Genomic DNA, 17,191 nt, shown 5'->3' with positions numbered 1-17,191 from the left:
GGCGCGGCTCAGCCGTCGGTGCCCGGCGGGCGGTAGTACTTGAAGACCGCGTCCATCGTCGGTCTGAGCCGGTTCCACTCGGCGTCCGTGGCCGACCAGTCCAGGACGCTGATCTTGTCGCCCGTGACGATCATCCGCTGCACCTCGCGGTAGGCGACGCCGCGCACCGCCCAGGAGTGGTAGCCCGGCCCGGTCCAGGTGCTCTCCCATTCCGCGGCCACGGTCCCGTGTTTGGACGGCGCCTTCTTCAGCCGGACGCGCTGATACTTCCTGACCGATGTGGACAGCGAGGACTCGACCTCCTCCAGCACGTCCACCGGGTTCCTCCCGCGCGCGTCGATCACCTCGACCCCCAGGTGCGCGATGCCGTCCCGGTCCGCCCACGTGTAGGTGTCCTCCTGGATCGACAGCCGCCAGCCCTTGGGCACCCCCGCCTTCCAGCCCTTGCCGGGGTCGTACCACTTCAGCTTCAGCCGGGCCGGCGTGGGCGTGGGCGAGGCCGAGGGCCGGGCCGGGGACGTCGACGCGCCGGCCGGCGAGGCGGCGACCGGGCCGGCGCCCGCCGGGTCGGACGGGCGCAGGAACGCCCACCCGCCGATCGCGACCGCGGCCACCGCGGCGGCCGTCCCCATGGCGAGCAGCCGGCGGCCCCGGCGCCGTACGGGGGCCGGCGCGGCCTCGGGGGTCGCCATCTCGTCGAGCAGGCGCTTGGCCTCGGCGGCCCCCATGCGCGCGGCGGGGTCCGCGGTGAGCAGCCCCGCCAGGACCGGGCGCAGCTCCGCGGGGGCCTTGGCCAGCTCGGCGTCCTGGACGAGCAGGGTGGAGAGCTGCCCGCGCGTCCCCTCGAACGGCGGCCGTCCGACGACGGTGGCGTACAGCGTCGCGCCGAGCGACCACAGGTCGGAGGCGGGCTCCGCGGGCTTGCCGCCGCGGCGTTCCGGGGCGAGGAAGCCGGGCGAGCCGGTGGCGCCGCCGCGCGAGGCGTGGGGATCGTCCAGAAGGGTGGCGATGCCGAAGTCGCTGAGGACGATCCGGCCGTCGTAGCCGATGAGGATGTTGGCCGGTTTGACGTCGCGGTGCACCACGCCGGCGGCGTGCGCGACCGACAGGGCGGTGAGGACCTCGGTGCCGATGGCCACCGCGCGGGCGACCGACAGCGGGCCCTCGCTCGCGATCACCCGGTCGAGCGAGCGCGACGGGACGAGCTCCATGATGATCCACGGGCGGCCGTCCTCGTCGGCCACGTCGAAGACGCTGACGATGTTGCGGTGGTTGAGCCGCGCCGCCATGCGGGCCTCGCGGGCCGTGCTGTGGATCATGTTGAGCCGCTGACGGGAGTTCAGCGTGTCGGGGATCAGGACTTCCTTGACCGCGACCGGCCGGTCCAGAAGTGTGTCGTGCCCCTCCCAGACCATGCCCATGCCGCCCTGGCCCAGCGCCCGCATGAGCCGGTACCTCTTGACGACGAGCTGCCCTGGAGTTCCCATCTGCGATGCCCCTTCGCGGGCGATAGAGCAAGAAATCAGCAGATGCGCAGTCTTCCACAGTCGTGTGGCCGGCGCGCCGCAACGGGCCGGGACGGCATCACGAAAGCGGAGGCAGGGAACCGCTGGCGATGTGCGCCAGCGTGATCTCGGTCAGCGTCGTGTTCTCGAACGCCCGGAGCGCCGTCCACACCTCCGCCAGCGGCCCCGCCACACCCGGGAATGTCTCGCCGCCCGACGGCACGCCCTCCACCACGACGATGATGTCCGCGAGGGTGATCTCGGAGGCCGGCCTCGCGAGCCAGTAGCCGCCGTCGGGGCCGCGCTGGCTCTCGATGAGCCCCGCGCGCCGCAACTGGAGCAGGATGTTGTCCAGGAACCTGCGGGGGATGTCCTGCGAGCCGGCGATCCGCTCGGCGGGCACGGGGCCCGGGGGAGCGGCCGCCAGCTCGGCCGCGGCGCGCAGGGCGTACTGCGTCCTGGCTGAGATCCGCATCAGCCCACAGGTTGGTCGAGCCCCCAGCGGCGCCGGAGAGCGTTGTCGGCGGCGCCGAAACACATGTCCACCACGATGCCGATGATCAGGATGACGATCATCGTGGCGAGCAGGCCCGGCGCGTCGGACAGTTCTCGTGCGTTGTCGAGCTGTTCACCGATCGAGGTCTGGTGGGCGATGATCACGAGCAGCTCGCCCGCCATCAGGGAGCGCCACGCGAACGCCCACCCTTGCTTGAGACCGGACAGGAACGAGGGCAGCGAGGCGGGCATGATGACGTGCCGGTACAGCGCCAGCCGCCGCAGCCCGAGGATGTGCCCGGCCCTCAGCAGGATCGGCGGCGTGTAGTCCACCCCGGCGATCAGCCCGTTGGCGATGGACGGGGCGGCGCCGAGGACCACCACGAACAGGATCGCGCTCTCGCTCAGCTTGAACAGCAGGATCGCCAGCGGGAACCACGCGATGGACGGCATGGTCTGCAGGCCCGTGATCAGCGACCCGAAGGCCGCGCGCAGCGGGCGCACCCGCGAGACCGCCGCGCCGACGATCAGCCCGACCAGGACGGCCAGCGCGAACCCGACGATGGCCCGGCGCATCGTGACGAAGACGGCGTCGTAGAACTCCGGGTCGCCGAGGCGCGTCCCGAGGTCCTGCAGCACGGTGATCGGGCCGGGGAGCACGTACTCGGGACGCCAGCCGCTCAGCACGACCAGCTCCCACACCGCGAGCACCAGCACGATGGCGGAGATCATCGGCCACGCGCGTGACCAGATCCTGGACGCCAGGTGGCGCCGCTCGCGGGTGGACAGCTCAAGGGCGTCCAGGCCGGCGATGCTCTGGGATACCTCTGTGGTGGTCATTCCTCACCCGTCGCCTCTCGACGCGGCGCCCACCGGCTGCCGCGCCGGCTTGGCGTGCCGCAGCACCTCCTGGCGGAGCCTGTCGGTGATCGTGGTCGTCAGCTCGGCGACCTCGGCCGAGTCCGTGCGGCGCGGCCGGGGCAGGTCGACGGGGAAGTCGTGGATCACCGTGCCCGGCCTGCTGCTCAGCAGCACCACCCGGTCGCCGAGGCGCACGGCCTCGCGCACGTTGTGGGTGACGAACAGGACGGTGAGCCGCCGCTCCCGCCAGATGCGCTCCAACTGGTCGTGGAGCAGGTCGCGGGTCATCGCGTCCAGGGCGCCGAAGGGCTCGTCCATCAGCAGGACGTCGGCCTCCTGGGCGAGCGACCGGGCGAGGGCGACCCGCTGGCGCATGCCGCCGGACAGCTCGTGCGGGCGCTTGCCGCCGAAACCGCTCAGGTGGACGATCTCCAGCAGCTCGGCCGCCCGCTCGCGGCGCTCCTTCTTGGTGGTGCTCCTGCCCTTGCTCGTCACCCGCAGCGCGAGCTCGATGTTGGCCGAGACGGTGAGCCACGGGAACAGCGCGGGCTCCTGGAACATCATCGCGACGCGCCCGCCCTGGGTGTCGATGTCCCCGGCCGTGGCGTGGTCGAGACCGGCGACCAGGTTGAGCAGCGTGCTCTTGCCACAGCCCGACGCGCCGAGCAGGCACACGAACTCGGCGCGGCCCACCGACAGGCTGACCCGGTCCAGGGCCAGGAGCTCCCGGCCGTACACCTTGGAAACCGCGTCCAGCCGGACCGCGGGCCCGTGCCCGTCGGTCCGGCTGGAGCGCAGCTCCTGACTTGGAGCTGTCACTTCGACTCCTCACCCGGCAGCCCGCCGGTCATGGACCGGGAGCGCCGCGTCGGCTCGTTCGTTCCGCGGACGACCGGGCCCGCCGTGTGGTGCCCGGTCACTTGTCGCTCACCGCCTGCTCCCCCTTGGCGGCCAGCACCTGGTTCAGGATCGTGAGGTCGTAGATGCCGTTGAGGTCCACCGGGTCGAGCAGCCCGACCTTCTGCGCGTGGTCGGCGCTTCCGATCAGGGAGGACGCGATGGGGTCGTTGGTGAAGGTGATGTTCTGGAAGGCGCTGTCCAGGACCTCGTTCTTCAGCGGCTTGCCGGAGAGGTCCTGAAGCTCGGCGTTGATCGCCTCCTTGGCGCCCGCCGGGTCGGACTTGATGTAGGCGGTCGACTCGACGTGCCCCTCGATCAGCTTCTTGACGATGTCGGGGTGCTCCTTGAGGAACTGCTGCCGGACGATCAGGTGGGTGATGACGAACTGCTTGTTCGGCCAGAGGTCGGTCTCGTTGACCAGGATCTTGCCCTTGCTCTCCTGGATCAGGCGGCTGGCGAACGGCTCGGGCACCCAGGCGCCGTCGATGTCGCCGGTCGCGAAGGTCTGCAGGGTCTGGGCGTTCTCCTGCGGGACGATGGAGACGTCGCCGCCGCCCTTGGTGTCGGTCTTGAGGCCCTTCTCCTGCAGCCAGTAGCGCAGCGCGACGTCCTGGGTGTTGCCGAGCTGCGGCGTCGCGATCTTCTTGCCCTTGAGGTCCTGGACGGAGTTGATCTCCGGCTTGACGACGAGGTAGACGCCGCCGGACGCGGCGCCCGCGACGATCTTGATGGCCTGGCCCTTGGACTTGGACCACGCGTTGATGGCCGGGTTGGGGCCGATATAGGTCGCGTCGATGGCGTCCGAAAAGAGCGCCTCGGTCGCGGCGGGGCCGGCGTTGAAGGTGGCGGTCTTCAGCGTGACGTTGTCGCCGAGGGCCTTGGTGAAGAAGCCCTTCTTGACGCCGACGAGGGCGGTCGAGTGGGTGATGTTGGGAAAGAACCCGAGCCGCAGCTCGGTCTTGGTCGTGCCGCCCCCGCCGGCACCGCCGGAGGCGGTCGTGGTGTCGCCACCGCCGCCGCAGGCCGCCGCGAGGGCGGTCACCGCGACCGCGGCCAACGCCGCCGTCATCCCCCGGAGCCCGCGCACCTTCATGTACCTCTCCTTTAATTCCTACTTAATAAGTCGGGTAGGTGATATAAGACGACATGCGGAGCCGGGTGTCAAGCAGGTGTGACGATATGGGCACGCGTTGTTACCGGTTCGTGTCCCTCGGGGCAGCGGTCAGGAAGGGGTTCGGCACGCGTACGGCAGCGGTCGGAAAGACCGTGTTCACGGGTCCGGCCGGCGCCCCGGTCCGCGGGGGCCGGCCGCGATCACCTCGGCGTGGAGGTCACCAGACGACGGGCATCTCCGCGAAGCCGCCGGTCACGCGGTCGGTCCTGACCGGGATCCTCTCCAGCGGCACCGCCAGCTCCAGGGCGGGGAACCGCCGGAACAGCGTGCCGAACACGCTGCGCAGCTCCACCCGGGCGAGGCTCGCCCCGATGCAGTAGTGCATGCCGTGCGCGAAGGCCAGGTGCGGCTCCTCGCCGTGCCGGAGGATGTCGAACCGGTCCGGCTCCTGGAACACGCCCTCGTCGCGGTTGGCGGCCATGGTGCCGACGATCACCGCGTCGCCCCTGCGGATCGTGACGCCCCCGATCTCGACGTCCGTCCGCGCCCACCGGGTCACGCCCAGGTCGGACGGCGCCGACATGCGCAGGATCTCCTCCACGGCCGCCGGGGCGAGGGAGGGGTCGGCGGCCAGCGCGTCCCGCTGGTCGGGGTTGGTGAGCAGGTAGGCCACGCCGTGGTCGATGCGGTTCACCGTGGTCTCGTGACCGGCGAACAGCAGCATCGCGCCCAGCTCGGCGACCTCCTGGTCGTCGGCGTCCATCGTGGCCATGTCGGAGAACACGTCCTCGGCCGGGCGGCGGCGCTTCTCGACCATGAGCTCGTGGATGTAACCGCTCAGCTCCTCCAGCGCGGCGTGCGCCGTGCCGGGGGCCGACATGTCGGTCATCGCGTCGGCCAGCGCGCGGAAGCGCTCGCGGTCCTCGCGGGGCACGCCGAGCAGCTCGGAGATCACCAGCGCGGGCAGCGGCACGGACAGGTGCGCGTGCAGGTCGGCGGGAGGGGTCTTCGCGGCGAGCTCGTCGAGGAGCTCGTCCACGATGTCCTGGACGTGGCCGCTCAGCAGCTTCATGCGCCGCGCCGAGAAGGCGGGGGTGAGCAGCTTGCGCATCCGCGCGTGGTCGGCCTTCTCGGTCTCGAAACCGCCGCGCGGCACGCCCGCGATGACCGCGTGCGACACGCGGGGGGCGTTCTCGGGGTCCGGATGGGTGCGCCCGAAGCGGTCGTCTCCCAGCAGCGTCCGCACCACGTCGTATCTCACCGCGAACCATGCCTCGTCGCCCGTGCCCGTGCGCACGCGGACGATCGGCGCGGTGGCCCGCAGCTCGCGGAACTTCGGCGACATCTCCAGCCGGTTGCGCCGCGGGAACGGCAGCTGGGGCAGATCGGACACGGTGCGTGCCCCTCTCATCGAGGAACGTCTCCGGACGGGTACCGCGAGCAGGCTCATATCGACGGTCGCACCCGGACGCCGTTCCCGCAATGCCGATTGTCAGGAATTGTAAGGATTGATGATGACAACCGGTGCAACTTTCGGCCCCGATGGGTTCGTCTCACGGACGACGCCGGATCTCACCGCCGGCCCGGCACGGCCGTGAGCGGGAGTTCACCACGCCGCGGCCCCGCGGAACGAGGTCGGCGACGGGCGATACCCGAGGCGCTCCCGCGCGGCCGAGATGTCCAGCGTGCGCTCCACGGCGAGGTGGCCGACCGCGTAGCGGGTCAGGCGCGGCGGCGAGGGACGGCGCAGCAGGCGGAAGGCGATCTCCATGACCCCGGCCACCGGCGTCATCAGCCCGGCGGGCAGATAGGACGGTTCGGCGTCGATGCCGCGCTCGCGCAGGATCCAGCGCAGCGCGTCGTCCAGCACCACCGGCTCGGCGTCCGCGACGTTGAAGACGCCCCGCTCCACCGGCCCGGACGCCGCGAGCAGGCACGCCTCGGCCAGGTTGCCCACCGAGGTCAGGCTGACGCGCTGGCGCCCGTCGCCCACCGCCCACAGACGCCCCCCGCGCACCGACGCCAGCACCCGCGGCAGCAGCGTCGGATCGCCGGGCCCGTACACCGCGTGCGGCCTGAGGACGATCGCGTCCTCGCCCGCCGCGCGCTCGGCGCGGGCCTTCGAGGCGCCGTAGGCGTTGGCGTACCGCCGGGCGGGGAACTCGTGCTCGCGGGCCATCACGGTCGGCCGGGACGGGTCGTACACGCTGGCCGTGCTGACGTGCACGAACCGCGCGCCGGAGAACGCCCGCCGCACCCGGGCGGTCCCGGTCACGTTCACCCGCGTGAACTCTCCGGCCGGGCCCCAGTCGGTCACCGTGCCCGCGCAGTGGATCACCGCGTCCACCTCGGGCAGGTCGCCGGACGCGTCGGCGGCGACGTCCCAGGAGCGGTACGGCACCGTGCCCCCGCGCACCAGGTCGCCGAACGGTCCCGCGCCGATCCCGGATGCCGGCCGTCGCCCGAAGGCGTACACCCGCCACCCCCGAGCCACCGCCCCCCGCACGACCGCGCCCCCGGCGAACCCGGACGCGCCCGTCACCGCGACCCTCACCCCGCGCCCCCGGCTCCGCCATTGTCATCCCGTGCCGCCCGCGTCCTCGGCTCCGCCGCCGTCATCCCGCGGCGCCCCGCGTCTCCCGCCTCGCCACGGCGGCCCGTAGGGCGGCACGGTCGAGCTTGTCGGTGCGGCCGCCGCGCGGGAAGTCGTCCAGTACCGCCACCCGGTCCGGCAGCGCCCCCGCGTCCACGACCCCTGGGAGGGCGCGGCGCAGCGCCCCGGCGTCGAAGCCCGGCCCCGGGACGACGGCGAGCACGACCTCCTCGTCCCCGGTCTCCGGGTCCGGCACGCCGACGATCGCCGCCTCGGCCACCCCCGGCAGCGCGCCGATCGCGGGCTCGTACAGGCCCGGATAGATGTTCACGCCGTCCCTGAGAAGCATGTCCTTCTTGCGGCCGAGCAGCACCAGCCGCCCGTGCCCGTCGAGGCGGGCCAGGTCGCCCGTCGCGACCTCCCGCAGCGGGGGCTCGCCGAGGTAGCCGCGGGCGAGCTGCGGCCCGGCGACGAACAGCTCGCCGTCGTCCGCGATCCGCGTCCGCACGCCGGGCAGCGGCGTGCCGAGCAGGTCGCCCTCCCGGCAGGCCAGCTTGTCCTCGGCGCGCGCGACCGCGACCGGCAGCGCCTCGGTGAGGGCGTACACCGACAGGATCTCGGCGTGCGGCGCGGCGTCCCGGGCGCGGCGCAGCACGGCGGGCGGGCTGGGCGCCGTGCCGAGCAGCAGGCAGCGCAGCCTCCGGGGCAGCGCGGCGGTGTCGCGCAGGGCGCGGTCCAGCCGGACGGGCACCTGGAAGGCGTGCGTGGCTCCGCGCGCGGCCAGCTCGGCCGCCCAGGGGCCCGGGCCCGGCAGCGACCAGGTGGCGCCGGCCGCCAGCGCGGGCAACCCCACCATGAGCTGGTCGGTGTGGACGACGTCGTCGTCCGCCAGCGGGACCGCCGCACGGAACAGCGCCGAGCCCGCGGCCAGGGACCCGCGCGTGTGCACGACCCCGCGCGGCCGCCCGGTGGTACCCGAGGTGAAGGCCACGACGGCCGGCTGCCCCGCGTGCGACGGCCCACGGGCCCCGGCCGCCGCGGACGCGCCCGATCCGTCCACGCCGAGGGCAGGCGGGCGGTCGGCCGAATGGTCTCCCGCGCCGAGGGATCCCAGGCGGATCGCTCCGCGCGGCACGCCGGGCAGCCGGCGGCCCGCGTACAGGTGGCGGACCGGGCGGCCCGGTACGGGGTCGCGCAGGTGCGGGAGGTGGAGGCCGCGGCGGGCGGCGAGGGCGCGCAGCGGGCCGCCGAGCGCGTAGACCAGCGAGTCGGCGATCACCCAGCGCGGCGGGGCGAGCCTCAGCCGGGCGGCGGCCACGGTGGGGGCGAGCCCCGGGTCGGCCAGCACGAGCATGCCGCCCGCCGCGACCGCCCCCAGCGCGCAGACGACGGCGTCCGGCCCCGGCCGCACGGCGAACAGCACCGGCTCGCCCGGCGCCAGGCCGGCCATGGCCCCGGCGACGGCGCGGACGCGGCGGCGCAGCTCCCCGTACGTCAGCGTCCGCCCGCGCCCGTCGATGATCGCGACCTGGCCGTGGCGCGCCGGCCCGTCGAGGACGTCGCCCACGACGTCGCCTGTCCACACGTCATCCACAAGTTATCCACAGGTGTCGATAGGTGGGGATGAGCACGCCCCGGGCCACCTCGCGGCGGACCACCCGCGGCCGGTGCGCCAGCACCGTCCCGGCCACGGCCCGGATCTCGGCCATCGCCAGCGGATGGCCGACGCAGAAGTGCGGGCCCGCCCCGAACCAGAGCCGCCGCAGCTCGGCGGGGTGCTCGGCCGCCGGGTCGAACGGGCCGTGGGCGCGGGCGCAGTTGTGGGTGGCGATCACCACGCGGTCTCCCGGGCGCACCCGGACCCGTCCGACCCGGGCGGGCGCCGCCACCGAGCGCAGCATGACCGGCGTCGGCGTCGTCACCCGCATGGCCTCCTCGACGACCCGGTCCAGGTCCTCCGGCTTCTCGACCCGCGTGCCGGAGTCGTGCAGCAGGGCGACCAACCTCGGCACGAACGTCGCGACCGTCTCGGTGCCGGTCAGGAAGAACGCCCCCGCCGCGCCGCGCGCCTCGGCCTCCGACAGCCCGAGCGCCCGCATACGGCCCATGACGGTCGCCGCGTCGCCCTTCCCGTAGGCGTCCGCCGCGATGGCGCCGACCCGGTCCAGCACCCGGCGCGCCGCCGCGACCTGCCGGTCCGACAGCCGCCGGGAGCGCAGCGAGACCATGGACGCGACCCGCTCCCCGTCGGCGAACAGCGACCGCGCCTCCCGCGCCGGCACCTCCCGCATGCCGATCAGCCGGCAGATCACCGTCCCCGCCATCAGCCGCATCTCGTCCACCAGGTCCACGGTCGCGCCGCGCGCCAGCCGGTCGGACAGGTCGCGGAGCGGCCCGGCCAGCACCTCGTCCACCAGGGCCGTGACGTGCGCGGGGGTGAACAGCGGGGCGAGCTTGCGCCGCAGCGCCGTGTGCGCCTCGCCTTCCATGTTCAGCAGCACCGACGGCCCGAGCACGGGCGTCCACAGGTCGCCGGGAGAGCCGGGGCCGTCCTTGCGGAAGCGCTGGTCGGTCAGCACCGCGCGGGCGGTCGCGGCGTCGTTCACCACCACCCCGAGCCCGGGCACCCGCACCACGGGGCCGAGCCTGGCGAGCGCGCGGACCAGGGGATAGGCGACCGGATGGGCGGCCAGGTAGAGCCGCCGCTCGGCGGCCATCGCCCGCCCCGCGCCACGGCGTCTCACCGGACGTCGACCACCTCGGGCCGGTAGTGGTGGTCGGCGTACCAGGCCAGCGTCCCCGCCAGCCCGTACGCGCGCAGCCGCCGCACCGAGCCGTACACCACGACGTCCCGCCGGGTGCCGTAGGCGCGGGTGATGGCGCGCACGCGGTTGACCAGGGCACGGTCCTCGTGGACCTCTTCGATCGCGGTGCGCGGGAACCCGCCCGCCCGCTCGTACAGGGCCGCGGTGATGCCCACGGTGGCGCCGGGCATCATGACGTAGGGCCCGAGGTAGGCGCCGCGGTTGCCCGGGCGGACGCGGCCGAACAGCGCCGCCGTCTCCACCACCGACGGCAGCAGCCACCGCTCCCAGAACTTCAGCCGGAACTCGTCGGTGCGGGGCCGCAGCAGGCCGCCGACCATCTCCAGGCCGTCGGCGAACCCGCGCTTCATGGCCCGCACCCAGTCGCGGCGCGGCAGGCAGTCGGCGTCGGTGCGCAGCAGGTGGGTGGCGCCGCGCGCGATGGCGTGCCGCATGCCGGTGTCGGACGCCGCGCCGGTGCCCTTGCGCCGCTCGGTGACGATCTCGACGGTCAGGGACGAGCCGGCGGCGTAGGCCCGGACGACCTCGGCGGTGGCGTCGGTGCTCATGTTGTCGACCACGACCAGCGTGAACGCGCGGTCGTCCTGGTCTTCGAGCGCGCGCAGCGTCGCCTCGATCCCTTTCGCCTCGTTGTAGGCGGGGACGATCACCCACAGGTTCATCGGTCCGTCCTCACAGGTCCGCGAACAGCACGCCGAGGCTGATGCCGCCGCCGAGGCCGAGCAGCGCCACCCGGTCGCCCGGTGCCGCGCCCGCCGCCGCGAGCTGGAGCGGCAGCGTGGCCGACGCGCAGTTGCCGTGCTCGGGCAGCGTCACGACGAGGCGGTCGCCGGGGATGCCGAGGGCCTGGGCCAGCACGTCCAGGTAGGGCATCGCGACCTGGTGCACGGCCACGACGGAGAAGTCCTCCCAGGTCAGGCCGGTGCGCTTGAGCGCGGTCAGGAAGAGGTCCGGCCCGGCCAGCTCGAACGCCTCCTTCAGCCGGCGTCCGTCGCCGCGGAAGTAGGTGTACTCGGGGTCGCGCGGGTGCGCCGAGCCGCCGCCGGGCAGCGTGCCCGCCGACCAGGCCGTGGAGTGCGCGGCGAAGGCGCGGTAGAAGATGCCCCGGCCCGGGTCGGCGGTGACCAGCACCGCGGCGCCGGCGTCCGACAGCGTGTACCCGGCGAAGGCGTCGGCGAACTGCGCCCGGCTCTCGACCCGCCACCGCACGGCACGGGAGGGCAGCTCGCCGCTGCACACCACGACCGTGCGGTGGGCGCCGGTGCGGATCAGCGCCTCGGCCACCTGGATGCCGTTCAAGAGGCTGTTGCAGGCGTTCTTGACGTCGAAGACGGGGCAGGACAGGCCGAGCTTGGCCGCCACCATGTGCGCGGTGGCCGGTTCGACCATGTCCTGGGACGCGGACGCGAAGATGAGCAGGTCCGGCTCCCGGGGTTCCGGGAGCCGGCGCACCGCGGCGACGGCGAGGTCGGACGCCTGCTCGTCGTCCGCGGCGAGGTGCCGCCGCCTGATGCCGGTCATGCGCTCGATGACCCCGCGGTACGGGACGTATCCCTCGATCCGCGACTCGACCTCGTCGCTGGTCATGGAGCGTTCCGGCAGGTACGCCGCGACGCCCGCGATACGGGCCTTCATCGCGCCCCCCGTGCTCGATTGTCGTGAAATATCCCCCGATCGGAATCTACCTGCTCTTTACCGGGCGCGATCGGCGCACGGTCCGGGACTAGATCGCCGGGATGAGGTCGAAGCTGACGGCCCCGATGACCGCGAGGCCGAGGACGACCCGGTAGATGATGAACGGCGTGAAACGGTGGGTGCTGATGTACCGCATCAGCCAGGCGATCACGGCGTAGCCGATCGCGAACGACACGATGGTGGCGAGGATCGTCGGGCCCCAGTTCGGCGTCGTCTCACCGTCGCCGATCTTGAAGAGCTCGAACACCCCGGACCCCAGCACCGCCGGGATCGCCAGCAGGAACGAGTACTCGGCCGCCTCCTCGCGCCGGTAGCCGAGCAGCAGGCCCGCGCCGGTGGTGCCGCCCGAGCGCGACACGCCCGGGATCAGCGCCAGCGCCTGCGCGAGGCCGTACGTCAGCGCGTGCGGGGTGTTGAGGTTCTTGTCCAGGGTCAGCTCGTTGCGCGCCATACGGTCGGCGACCGCGAGCAGCAGTCCGAAGACGATCAGGCAGGTGCCGATGAGGCGCAGGTCGCGCACGGTGGTCTCGATCTGCTCCTTGAAGATCACGCCGCCGACGCCGAGGGGGATGCTGCCCACGATGATGTACCACCCCATGCGGGCGGCGGGTTCCGGCCGCAGGTCCGGCTTCCACAGCGAGCGGGCCCAGGTGGAGACGATGTCCCAGATGCGGTGGCGGAAGTAGATCAGCACGGCGGCCTCGGTGCCGAGCTGGATGACCGCGGTGAACGCGGCCCCGGGGTCCTTCCAGCCGAAGAAGGCCGACACCACCCGGATGTGCGCGCTGGAGGAGATCGGCAGGAATTCCGTCAGTCCCTGCACCACCCCCAGCACGAGCGCCTCGAACCAGCCGATCAACGAACACACCTTTCGACAGGGCCGGGACGCGGCGAAGCGCCTGGCGCATGCGGGGACCAGGCGAGGTTAGCCGAATTCCGGACCACGGGGCTCGGCCGTACGGCCGATATACGGTCGGCCGTACGGCTTTGGTGCTTTCCTGTCCCCTTAACCGGTCGTGGGCGCTGAGGGACGCCGCGCCCGTCTCAGGCCGCCGTCAGCGTTCCCGACAGTTCGCGGGCGAGCTCGGTCATTCCGCTCTGGCGAACGCCGTCGATCATCATGCGAAGATCGCTGGCCACGCGCATCGACTGGACGTCCGAGGCGAGCACCACCGCGCGGCGCGCCTGCTCGGCGCCCGCCTCGCGGTCGCCCTCGCGGATGCGCAGCACGGCCAGACGCGTCAGGCACCGCAGGCCCGTGCGCGTGCGGCTCTCGCCGAGGCGTTCCAGCGCGGCGCTGAGCCGCACGCGCGCCCGGGCGTCCTCGCCGAGCTGGAACAGCGCCAGCCCGAGCGCGCTGTCGTGGTGGCCGGGCGAGACGGTGATGTGGTGCGCCCAGTCGGGCGCGAGCGCCGGCTCGGCCCTGGCGAGGGCCTCCTCGGCGAGGCCGATGTGCCGCAGCCCGGCCGCGCGGTCGCCCGCGGCGGCGCAGTGGCGGGCGGCCACGGCGTGGAGGTTGGCGCGCTCGGCGCTGGAGATGCGTTCGTCGCCGAGCGCCATGCGGAGGATGTCGACGCCGTCGCGCGGACGGCCCAGGTCGGCGAAGGCCACCGACAGGTCGAGCATGGTGTGCGCCCGCAGGTCGCGGTCGGAGCCGCGCGCCGCGGAGTCGAGGGCGAAGGTGAGGAGTCCGGTGGCCGGTTCGAGGCGGCCCTGGTCGTAGGTGGCCCAGCCGACGCGGTCGGCCAGGAGGCCGATGGCGGAGCTGAGACGGTCGCGGGTGGGCTCGGCCATGGGCCGGTCCCGCAGCTTGACCGCCCATTCGAGGGAACCGCGCGCCATGGCGATGGCGGCGTTGCCCCCGCGGGCGAGGTCCATGCGCATGTACAGGTCGGCGGCGGCCTCGACCGCCCGCACTTCGGGTAAGCCGACGAGGTTTGGCGGTTCGGTCGACAATCCGTCAAGCAGGCGTGTCAGAGGCTCGCCCGTGGCGACCCCCACCGAAGCCGCCGCGATGACCGAGAGTAGGCCCCTGCGCTTCATGTCATCGACGGTACCCGTTTCGGCGTCGCGAGAATGGGGGGTTTCCGTTGCCATGAACCGAACCGGCGACATCCCCAGAGCGACCTCGTAGTGGCGGATGACGGCCGGGGTCACCTCGCGGTCCCCCCGTTCCACCCGGCTGAGATGGCCTGCGGAAACGCCGGTCATCGCGGCGAGCCGGCCGAGGCTGAGCCCGGCGCGCCTGCGCGCGACCCTGAGATCCTCGCCGATGGTCATCATTACTCCAGGTGTTGCGGCAATGACGGTGCGGCATCATGGCAATGATGACACCGTGTCACCGATCCCTCACACTGACCGTAGCGCGGATGCGTCTCGCGCAGACCGATGACGCCATAAAGGACAGGCCCATAGGAACGATTGCCGGTGCTTGTGGGCCTACTGATGCGAACCGAGGTCGGGCCACGTGCGACAGATCAGAGCAATCCACCTCCGCCGGCGGCACCTCGCGCCACCACCGCGCCCCCGGGCAGGGGAGGTCCGGTGAACCCCGCGCCGGCCGGGGCCTCCGGGTGGGTGGTCTTCCGCTCCGACGCCGGGCGCTTCTGGGCGACCCGCCTGCGCTTCGACGACGCCACCGAGGCGGCGGGGGTGTGGCGCACGGTGGACGCCGACGACGCCACCACCCTCGCCGAGCTGATCGCCGAGCAGGAGCAGCGCGCGCGCTCGGCGCTCTGACCGGTCTCAGACGTCCACGCGGATCTCCGGGTTCCCGGGCAGCTCCCACCGGGTGTGGTAGACGCCGTCGCGGTCGGCCCTCCGGTAGGTGTGCGCGCCGAAGTAGTCGCGCAGGCCCTGGATCAGCGCGGCGGGCAGGCGCTCGGCGCGCAGGGCGTCGTAGTAGGCCAGCGAGCCGGCGAAACCCGGCGCCGGGATGCCACGGCGGGCGGCGGCGACGGTGACGTCCCGCCAGGCCCGCTGGGCCCGCGACAGCTCGGCCGCGAAGGACGCGTCCGCCAGCAGTGTGGGCACGCCGGGGTCGGCCTCGTAGGCGGCGCGGATCCGGTCCAGGAAGCGCGCCCTGATGATGCACCCGCCCCGCCAGATCGTCGCCATCGCGCCGAGGTCGATGTCCCATCCGTACTCGGCGCTGCCGGCCTGGATCTCGTTGAAGCCCTGGGCGTAGGCCACCAGCTTGGAGGCGTACAGGGCCTGCTCGACGTCGTCGGCGAACGACGGCTCCAGGCCGTCGCCGGACGGGCCGGGCAGGACGCGCGCGGCCTCGCGCATCCCGGCGTGGCCGGACAGGGAGCGGGCGAAGACGGCCTCGGCGATGCCGCTGACCGGCACGCCGAGGTCGAGCGCGGTCTGGACCGTCCACCGGCCCGTGCCCTTCTGCTCGGCCTGGTCGAGCACGACGTCGACGAAGGGCTCGCCGGTGGCCGCGTCCCGATGCGAGAGCACCACCGTGGTGATCTCGATGAGGTAGGACTCCAGGCGGCCGGTGTTCCAGAGGCGGAACACCTCGGCGATCTGCTCCGGGGACATTCCGGCGCCCAGGCGCAGCGTGTCGTAGGCCTCGGCGATGAGCTGCATGTCGGCGTACTCGATGCCGTTGTGCACCATTTTCACGAAATGTCCGGCACCATCCGGCCCGACGTAGGCGCAGCACGGCACCCCGTCGACCTTCGCCGCGATGTCCTCCAGGATCGGCCCGAGGTGCTCGTACGCCTCGGGCGAGCCGCCCGGCATGATGCTCGGGCCCTCCAGGGCGCCCTGCTCCCCGCCCGAGATGCCCGTGCCGACGAAGTGGACGCCGCGCTCCCGCAGCGCCTTCTCGCGGCGGCGCGTGTCGGCGAAGTGGGCGTTGCCGCCGTCCATCAGGATGTCGCCGGGCTCCAGCAGCGGCGCGAACTCGTCGATCACCGCGTCCGTCGAGGCCCCCGCCTTGACCATGATCACAATCTTGCGAGGGCGGGCGAGCGAGGCGACGAAGGCCTCCGGGGTCTCGGCGGGCAGGAAATCGCCCTCGGCGCCGAACTGCTCGATCAGCGCCTTGGTCTTCGCCTCCGTCCGGTTGTGCACGGCCACGGGGTAGCCGTGCCTGGCGAAGTTCCGCGCAAGGTTCCGGCCCATGACCCCGAGTCCGGTGACTCCGATGACCGCGCGCTCTGTCGTCATGTCCGATCACTCTCCTTCTGGTCAGCGATACGCCGAGGAGGGCCGCGGGGTTCGACGGGGACGGCGGCGCGGCGAGGATCGGGCCGACGACGGCGGTGGCGCCCGGGGCCGTCCGCGGCGTTTCCGGGGCGGTTCCCATTGTGAAGGAGACGGTCGCGGGGCCGCGCGCGAGGTGAGGGTCAGGATCGCAGGAGGCGCTCCAGCGGGCTCTCCTCCAGGTTGTAGAGCAGGTCGCGGCAGTCCTTGTAGACGGCCTCGGCGCCGGCGTCCCGCAGCGAGGCCGTGTCGATGCCTCCGGATCGCACGCCCAGGCACGCGGCCCCGGCCGCGCGGGCCGACAGCGCGTCCCAGACGCTGTCCCCGATCATGAACGCCTGCTCGGCGGATATGCCCGACTTGTCGAGTGCCTGCCGCACCGGCTCGGGGTGGGGCTTGGACTTGTCGACGTCCCCGGCGTGCACCAGCACCGCCACCGCGTCCTCCGCGCCCGTGATCTTGACCAGCCGCTCGGCCTGGTCCTTGGGCGCGCTGGTCGCGACCACCACGGTCAGCCCCCGGTCGGCGAGCGTCCGCATCAGCTCGCCCGCGCCGGGCACGGGGCGCACGTTGTCGAGTTGCGGTTTGTAGATCTCAGCGTGCGCGTCGGAGATGGCCTGCGCCTCCTCCTCGCCCGCCTCGGGCAGCAGGTAGTCGAGCAGGGCCCGGTCGGCGCGGCCGATGGCCCCGTGGACGTCCAGCATGAGGATGTCCCTCCGGCGGCTCCTGAAAGCCTCCCACCACGCCACCACGTGCAGGTACGTGGTGTCGACCAGGGTGCCGTCGAGATCGAAGATAACGCCGCGCCGCATCGCTTCACCATCCTGGAATCACCGGGCCATGGCCCGCCCCGCCCCGTAGGAACACCCGGCCGCCGACACCCCCGCGACGGCCCGGCCACGTGTCCGGTTCCGTACCCCGGAGAGCGCGCGTCCAACAGGAACCGGCCGTGGCGGATCAGAACGGGTGAAGCCGGCGTCGGCGG

At 73.1% G+C, this 17,191-nt stretch carries 16 protein-coding genes; 1 reads left to right on the top strand and 15 read right to left on the bottom strand.

Features of this window, described 5'->3' with window-relative positions; translation table 11 throughout:
- Positions 1–8: 8 nt before the first annotated feature.
- The 13 genes from BJ982_RS06740 to BJ982_RS06680 all read right to left on the bottom strand — a co-directional run bounded on the left by BJ982_RS06740 (position 9) and on the right by BJ982_RS06680 (position 14,268).
- Positions 9–1,487, bottom strand: coding sequence for a serine/threonine-protein kinase (locus BJ982_RS06740; RefSeq protein WP_184877594.1), 1,479 nt, complete (start codon positions 1,485–1,487; stop codon positions 9–11).
- A gap of 97 nt (positions 1,488–1,584) precedes the next feature.
- Positions 1,585–1,980: an RrF2 family transcriptional regulator gene (locus BJ982_RS06735; protein WP_184877592.1), complete on the bottom strand. Its 396-nt coding sequence runs from the start codon at positions 1,978–1,980 to the stop codon at positions 1,585–1,587.
- A complete protein-coding gene (locus tag BJ982_RS06730) occupies positions 1,980–2,840 on the bottom strand; it encodes an ABC transporter permease (RefSeq protein ID WP_184877589.1) in 861 nt (286 codons plus the stop codon). The genes BJ982_RS06735 and BJ982_RS06730 overlap by 1 nt, the downstream gene beginning before the upstream one ends.
- A gap of 3 nt (positions 2,841–2,843) precedes the next feature.
- The gene (locus tag BJ982_RS06725) at positions 2,844–3,680 is read right to left on the bottom strand and encodes an ABC transporter ATP-binding protein (RefSeq protein ID WP_184877587.1); all 837 of its coding nucleotides are present in this window, start codon (positions 3,678–3,680) and stop codon (positions 2,844–2,846) included.
- Between the two features lie 97 nt (positions 3,681–3,777).
- The gene (locus BJ982_RS06720) at positions 3,778–4,854 is read right to left on the bottom strand and encodes an ABC transporter substrate-binding protein (protein ID WP_184877585.1); all 1,077 of its coding nucleotides are present in this window, start codon (positions 4,852–4,854) and stop codon (positions 3,778–3,780) included.
- Between the two features lie 238 nt (positions 4,855–5,092).
- Positions 5,093–6,268 (bottom strand): cytochrome P450, encoded by a 1,176-nt coding sequence (locus tag BJ982_RS06715; RefSeq protein ID WP_239123471.1) that lies wholly within the window; start codon positions 6,266–6,268, stop codon positions 5,093–5,095.
- Positions 6,269–6,481: 213 nt separating this feature from the next.
- On the bottom strand, positions 6,482–7,417 hold the full coding sequence (locus tag BJ982_RS06710) for an NAD-dependent epimerase/dehydratase family protein (protein WP_239123464.1): 936 nt from the start codon (positions 7,415–7,417) through the stop codon (positions 6,482–6,484).
- 73 nt (positions 7,418–7,490) lie between these two features.
- Positions 7,491–9,062: a class I adenylate-forming enzyme family protein gene (locus BJ982_RS06705; protein WP_239123463.1), complete on the bottom strand. Its 1,572-nt coding sequence runs from the start codon at positions 9,060–9,062 to the stop codon at positions 7,491–7,493.
- Complete coding sequence (locus BJ982_RS06700) at positions 9,055–10,212, bottom strand: cytochrome P450 (RefSeq protein ID WP_239123462.1); 1,158 nt, start codon at positions 10,210–10,212, stop codon at positions 9,055–9,057. Before BJ982_RS06700 ends, BJ982_RS06705 begins: the two co-directional genes overlap by 8 nt.
- Positions 10,209–10,955 (bottom strand): glycosyltransferase family 2 protein, encoded by a 747-nt coding sequence (locus BJ982_RS06695; RefSeq protein ID WP_184877578.1) that lies wholly within the window; start codon positions 10,953–10,955, stop codon positions 10,209–10,211. Before BJ982_RS06695 ends, BJ982_RS06700 begins: the two co-directional genes overlap by 4 nt.
- Before the next feature lie 10 nt (positions 10,956–10,965).
- A complete protein-coding gene (locus BJ982_RS06690) occupies positions 10,966–11,928 on the bottom strand; it encodes a 3-oxoacyl-ACP synthase III family protein (RefSeq protein WP_184877575.1) in 963 nt (320 codons plus the stop codon).
- Between the two features lie 88 nt (positions 11,929–12,016).
- Positions 12,017–12,856: an undecaprenyl-diphosphate phosphatase gene (locus BJ982_RS06685; RefSeq protein WP_239123461.1), complete on the bottom strand. Its 840-nt coding sequence runs from the start codon at positions 12,854–12,856 to the stop codon at positions 12,017–12,019.
- Between the two features lie 176 nt (positions 12,857–13,032).
- Positions 13,033–14,268, bottom strand: a complete 1,236-nt coding sequence (locus tag BJ982_RS06680; RefSeq protein WP_507763472.1) for a helix-turn-helix domain-containing protein — start codon at positions 14,266–14,268, stop codon at positions 13,033–13,035.
- Positions 14,269–14,532: 264 nt separating this feature from the next.
- On the opposite strand from BJ982_RS06680, the gene BJ982_RS06675 reads away from it, so the two are divergent.
- Positions 14,533–14,727 (top strand): hypothetical protein, encoded by a 195-nt coding sequence (locus tag BJ982_RS06675; protein ID WP_184610194.1) that lies wholly within the window; start codon positions 14,533–14,535, stop codon positions 14,725–14,727.
- A 6-nt stretch (positions 14,728–14,733) separates the two neighbouring features.
- On the opposite strand, the gene gnd is transcribed toward BJ982_RS06675, so the two are convergent.
- Both gnd and BJ982_RS06665 read right to left on the bottom strand, forming a co-directional pair.
- Positions 14,734–16,170 carry an NADP-dependent phosphogluconate dehydrogenase gene (gene gnd / locus BJ982_RS06670; protein ID WP_184877570.1) on the bottom strand — a complete coding sequence of 479 codons (1,437 nt, stop codon included), beginning with the start codon at positions 16,168–16,170 and terminating at the stop codon, positions 14,734–14,736.
- A gap of 179 nt (positions 16,171–16,349) precedes the next feature.
- On the bottom strand, positions 16,350–17,018 hold the full coding sequence (locus tag BJ982_RS06665) for an HAD family hydrolase (protein ID WP_184877568.1): 669 nt from the start codon (positions 17,016–17,018) through the stop codon (positions 16,350–16,352).
- Positions 17,019–17,191 lie beyond the last annotated feature (173 nt).

The sequence above is a fragment of the Sphaerisporangium siamense genome, assembly GCF_014205275.1.
GTDB classification, from domain to species: Bacteria; Actinomycetota; Actinomycetes; order Streptosporangiales; family Streptosporangiaceae; genus Sphaerisporangium; species Sphaerisporangium siamense.
Note: the sequence above shows the minus strand (reverse complement) of the source record. Positions and strands in the feature narration are given on the sequence as shown.

Excerpts from the sequence above, each read along its gene's own strand:
- BJ982_RS06740 (WP_184877594.1), bottom strand. The coding sequence starts at position 1,487 with ATGGGAACTCCAGGGCAGCTCGTCGTCAAGAGGTACCGGCTCATGCGG.
- BJ982_RS06735 (WP_184877592.1), bottom strand. The coding sequence starts at position 1,980 with ATGCGGATCTCAGCCAGGACGCAGTACGCCCTGCGCGCCGCGGCCGAG.
- BJ982_RS06730 (WP_184877589.1), bottom strand. The coding sequence starts at position 2,840 with ATGACCACCACAGAGGTATCCCAGAGCATCGCCGGCCTGGACGCCCTT.
- BJ982_RS06720 (WP_184877585.1), bottom strand. The coding sequence starts at position 4,854 with ATGAAGGTGCGCGGGCTCCGGGGGATGACGGCGGCGTTGGCCGCGGTC.
- BJ982_RS06695 (WP_184877578.1), bottom strand. The coding sequence starts at position 10,955 with ATGAACCTGTGGGTGATCGTCCCCGCCTACAACGAGGCGAAAGGGATC.
- BJ982_RS06690 (WP_184877575.1), bottom strand. The coding sequence starts at position 11,928 with ATGAAGGCCCGTATCGCGGGCGTCGCGGCGTACCTGCCGGAACGCTCC.
- BJ982_RS06680 (WP_507763472.1), bottom strand. The coding sequence starts at position 14,268 with ATGACCATCGGCGAGGATCTCAGGGTCGCGCGCAGGCGCGCCGGGCTC.
- gnd (WP_184877570.1), bottom strand. The coding sequence starts at position 16,170 with ATGACGACAGAGCGCGCGGTCATCGGAGTCACCGGACTCGGGGTCATG.
- BJ982_RS06665 (WP_184877568.1), bottom strand. The coding sequence starts at position 17,018 with ATGCGGCGCGGCGTTATCTTCGATCTCGACGGCACCCTGGTCGACACC.